Source organism: Methanolobus halotolerans (assembly GCF_004745425.1).
Classification (GTDB): domain Archaea; phylum Halobacteriota; class Methanosarcinia; order Methanosarcinales; family Methanosarcinaceae; genus Methanolobus; species Methanolobus halotolerans.
On sequence record NZ_PGGK01000029.1, the window covers coordinates 1 to 4,780 of the forward strand.

Sequence of the window (4,780 nt, forward strand, 5' to 3'; positions counted from 1 at the left end):
GTGAGGAAATAAAGGCTAGGAAGCACTGGAATCAGGTAAAAGAGATTAAAATAAAGCTAATAGTAAACAACCTTGGCAGGTATGCCAAAATTGTTTGTTTGATTCAAATGAGGATTTCTACAGAGCCTTTTCGACAAGGTTATTTAAACAACAGACCTTATTCAATTGGTTATCGGTAATATTGCAACTGTGTATTATTTATTAACACCAGAAATAAATTATTATTAATATTGGCAGCTCCATTTAATAATATTAGGATGAAAGTCGATGAAATTACAAATTATTGAAAGGATGTGTTTCAGATGAAGAAGCATTTACTGGATGTGATATTTGCATCCGATAAAAGAAAGAGCGTGCTTCTGATTCTAAAGAGCGGACCCCTGGAAATGGAACTGCTACTCAGTCAATTGAGAACAACAAGACAATCTTTGCTCCCACAAATGAAGATTTTAGAAGAGAATCATTTAATTACACATTTTGCTGATTCCTATAAATTAACAATTATAGGGAAGCTCATTGTTGATGAGATGGTTCCTTTATTAGATACTATTGACATATTTGAAGATGAGATTGATTACTGGGGAACTCATAACCTTGATTTCATCTCTCCCCGCCTTTTGAAAAGAATAGGTGAAATTGATAACTGTAAAATAATCAGACCTCAAATTTCATCGATATATGAGCTTAACCAGGAAATCATTAATTCATCCTACACATCCAGATCCCTATTTATAATTACTACATTTTTCCACCCACATTACCCCTCATTATTTTCAGAACTTATTAAGAACAAAGTAAATGTATATGCTATCGTTTCTAAAGAAGTGTTCGACCGGGTAAAAAATAATTATTATTCAGATTTAGAGAAGATTGTTAAAAGTAACTTATTCCACATTTACATCTATCCTCACGAAATGGCTTTGCAGTCATTTACATACAATGATTATTATATAGTTATGCGCATGCTCAAAACCAATGGAGAGACTGATAGCAGCTATCTTTTATGTTCTAATTCAAATACTCTTGAATGGTCAGGGGAACTATTTGAATATTATCTCAAGCGTTCAAATCCAATTACAGAAATTTGATCAGAATATACTCTAATATAGACTCGGTTCTTTTGAGACAATTTCGTAAGCTATATATATTTCATTATTCACTTCAGTAAATGCAGTTTGCAGCGCTCATATTTTGAAGATGAGGATATAAATTAGTTAGCAGGGTGTGTTATAGATTAAAAAACCATTGCTTGATGTCATATTTGCTTCCGAGAAAAGGAAAAATGTACTCCTGATGATGCACGATGGTCCGCAGGATATGGAAACTATACTTAAATCCTTGAAAACAACAAGACAGGCTTTACTCCCGCAAATTAAAGTCCTGGAGAAGCATAACCTGATTTCCCATTCAAATGACACATATAAGTTGACAACTATGGGAAAATAATAGTTGATAATATTGTTCCCTTAGTAGGCATAGCTGATGTTCTGGATATTGATATCCAGTACTGGGGAGAACGAGACATTAGCTTTATCCATCCACATCTGTTAAAAAGAATTTCTGAGCTTGGCTCTTGTAAAATAATAGAACCCAGCTTAACGGACATCTATGAGATCAATCAGGATTTCTGTGACAAAACTAAAGAATCCGATGCAGTGTATCAGATTACGACATATTTTCATCCAAGGTTTCCCTCATTGATAGAAGGATGGATAAAACACAATGTTAATGTTTCTATTATCATAACAGAAGAATTATATAGTAAGGTCAAGGAACAGGCAGATAGACATCTCTATGATCTTATTACAGATGAACGGATTAAGTTCTATGTTTACCCTAAAAAGATGAATTTTGTCTCTTTTGCATGTAATGATTATGGCATATTATTCAGGTTATTGATGAAAACAGGTACGTACAATAATAAGCAACTTATGTGCTGCAACCCTACTGCACGTCAATGGGGCAAAGAATTCTTTGAACGCTATTTAAAAGATTCACTATTGTTAACAGATATTTAATTATATTAGCATTATTATTATTATTATTATTTACATTTAAGCGTTCTTTCCACCTCTTCCAGTAGAGTTAAAAGATGTGTAATTTTGTCAAGAATCATCTTTCCCATGGAGGTAAGTTCGTATGCTCCGCTCTGGCAGGTAACAAGGTAATAGTCCTGTAATTTATTTATATGGGGAATCAGTGTCTGTTCGCCTGCATCCAGAACCGTCATTAATGTTCCTAACTTTTCTGTTCCGCCCTTTAAACACAGTAAAAGGTCCAGTCTTATTTCAGATTCAAACAAAATATCCAATAAAGATTCATTTTTCAAAATTTGCCCTCTTAAATGTTTTTTGTGTTTAAACTGATTTGCTCACTTACCCTGTAGGCATTTAAATTCAGGAAAGTAATTACAAGTATTTCTACTTAACATTAATTGAGCTTAATTTATAAAAGTAACTTAATTTTAAATATGGATTTATTTTTTAATCGGATTAAATATTCAGACCTTACGATAGAATATATTTCCAAGGTTTGAATAATGCTATTCACCAGAATGATTATAACAATATTATTTACAGGAAATCATAATCAATTGCAATCCGCTCCAAAGGCTGCAAGACTCCTGCTCGCAATACCCCTTAAATAGTTTTACCTACTGTGAATATATTAGTGAGCAATTAAATTAGAAAAGATCAGTTCCGTAGAATATAATATATTACTTATCTCAAATGGTTTTGAGACGTAATCCACACATCCTGCCCCAATGATTGCTTCTTTATCTCCTTTCATGGCACATGCAGTAACGGCTATAACAGGTATATATCTAGTAAGTGGGTTTTGCTTTAATCTTTTGAGAACTTCCAGGCCATCCATTCCAGGAAGATGCATGTCAAGCAGAATGAGGTCAAAATTGGATATTTTTACTGAATGCAAAGCTTTTTCCCCATCTCCCACCCCTTCAACTTCGTATCCTTTTATTTCAAGGATAGAGATGAGTAATTCCAGATGCAGAGGATTGTCTTCTACCACAAGGATATTTGCCATTCAATCACATCAACAATGATTATATGTATAACATAAATACAATACGAGGTTTTTTTATTTAAGTTTGACTCTTGTAAATAAAGTGTACTGTTATATTTCGCATAGGCTAAGTATATTTTAATCTCATTGTAATTTCAGTTCATCTTCAATATAATCACAAAGATTTTCCTACATTTAATCAGAAAAGATTGGAATACAATGTGTCAAAGATAGAATTGTCAGGTATAACTTGCATAAACTATTTGTATATGTTTATTATCTTATTTTATTGCTATCAGATGATATTAGTTGCGTCATATAATCTAATATTTACAAAGTGGACGGACTACCATGAAAAAAGCCTTGCTTGATGTGTTGTTCAAATCAGATAAAAGAAAAGATTTACTCTTGCTTTTGCAGGATGGTAAAAAAAATATGGAAACCATACTGAATAAGCTTAATTCTAATAGAAAATCTTTAATTCCACAAATCAGGATACTGGAAGAACACCATCTAGTCACTGGTTCAAAAGACGTTTACCAACTAACGAGAATTGGGAAATTAGTAGTTAATGAGATTAACCCTTTATTAGATACTGTTCAACTTTTTGATAACGAACTTGATTACTGGGGAACTCATAACCTTGATTTTCTTCCTGCCAGCTTACTAAAAAGACTTAGTGAACTCAGAAAATGTAATGTGATAAATCCTACGCTTACCGAAATGTATTCGATTAATAAAGAATTTCATGAAGCATACAAAAAGTCTGGTTCTCTATTTGTAATAACGACATTCCTTTTTCCAAACTTTGTCAATTTGTTTTCTGAACTGATCGGCAATAATGTTACAACATATATTATTGTCTCTGATGATCTGCTTCATAAAATACGAAAGGATCACTACGACAGTTTTAAACTTATTGCAAAAAGCAGCCTGATCAATTTTTACGTTTATCCTGAAGAGATGGGCTTTATGTCTTTTGGATTTAACAATCAATATTTACTAATGCGCCTGCTGAGAAATAATAAAGAGGTTGATGACAAACAGCTCCTGTGTTCGGGTTCAGATACGATCAGATGGGCAAGCGACTTTTTTGAATATTACCTCAAAGATTCAATTCATATTGAAATCTAGTTTATTTTTCGAAGCCCTGACGGGACATCTTCTTTGTCCTGTTAAATGTGGGGTGAGGTTGGCAGTGATTTTTTAATATCACAATCGTATCCAACACTCCTGATCTGAAGTGGTCAGTTATTTGATATTGTGGTGCTCTACAGGATGTGCTGTAAATGAAGAAAGGTCTACTTTATGTCATATTTGCTTCTGAAAAGAGAAAAGAAGTTCTTCTGTTATAGGAAAACTAATCGTTGATGAAATGCTTCCTTTGCTTAGTTTAATTGACTTTTTTACCGATGACATGGATTACTGAGGAACTCATAACCTTGATTTCATTCCATCTCACCTTTTAAGCAGAATGGGGCGATCGGGAAGTGTGAGATAATCAATCCTTCTCCTGCAGATATATATGAACTTGATACCAATATAGTTGAAACTACTCGGGAATCCGAATATTAAATCTCTGTCACCTCATTCCTTCATCCATTATTTTTCCCGTTACTCGCAAATTTGGGTAGTCCTGTATTAATTGGTTGGCGTTTTTGAACACTTGAATTTCAAGAGTTCTCTCAAAGTCCACTTCTTCTCAGCAATCCCTGATTGCTGAGCAGGTGTTCTTTTGTGCTTTACACCATCTTTA

The 4,780-nt window shown here is 33.3% G+C and carries 5 protein-coding genes and 1 pseudogene; 3 read left to right on the forward strand and 3 right to left on the reverse strand.

Annotated elements, in window-relative coordinates:
• Positions 1 to 302: 302 nt before the first annotated feature.
• Together CUN85_RS12790 and CUN85_RS12795 are read left to right on the forward strand one after the other, a co-directional pair.
• Positions 303 to 1,088: a helix-turn-helix transcriptional regulator gene (locus CUN85_RS12790; protein WP_135390688.1), complete on the forward strand. Its 786-nt coding sequence runs from the start codon at positions 303 to 305 to the stop codon at positions 1,086 to 1,088.
• Between the two features lie 525 nt (positions 1,089 to 1,613).
• Positions 1,614 to 2,018, forward strand: coding sequence for a helix-turn-helix transcriptional regulator (locus CUN85_RS12795; protein WP_449288767.1), 405 nt, complete (start codon positions 1,614 to 1,616; stop codon positions 2,016 to 2,018).
• Positions 2,019 to 2,044: 26 nt separating this feature from the next.
• On the opposite strand, the gene CUN85_RS12800 is transcribed toward CUN85_RS12795, so the two are convergent.
• Positions 2,045 to 2,329: a hypothetical protein gene (locus tag CUN85_RS12800; RefSeq protein ID WP_135390690.1), complete on the reverse strand. Its 285-nt coding sequence runs from the start codon at positions 2,327 to 2,329 to the stop codon at positions 2,045 to 2,047.
• A 338-nt stretch (positions 2,330 to 2,667) separates the two neighbouring features.
• The gene (locus CUN85_RS12805; RefSeq protein ID WP_135390691.1) at positions 2,668 to 3,045 is read right to left on the reverse strand and encodes a response regulator; all 378 of its coding nucleotides are present in this window, start codon (positions 3,043 to 3,045) and stop codon (positions 2,668 to 2,670) included.
• A 330-nt stretch (positions 3,046 to 3,375) separates the two neighbouring features.
• Here CUN85_RS12805 and CUN85_RS12810 point away from each other — a divergent pair, with 330 nt between their 5' ends.
• Positions 3,376 to 4,158, forward strand: coding sequence for a helix-turn-helix transcriptional regulator (locus CUN85_RS12810; protein WP_135390692.1), 783 nt, complete (start codon positions 3,376 to 3,378; stop codon positions 4,156 to 4,158).
• A gap of 507 nt (positions 4,159 to 4,665) precedes the next feature.
• Here CUN85_RS12810 and CUN85_RS13735 read toward each other — a convergent pair.
• A pseudogene (locus CUN85_RS13735) lies at positions 4,666 to 4,780 on the reverse strand (IS1 family transposase); the annotation flags it as partial.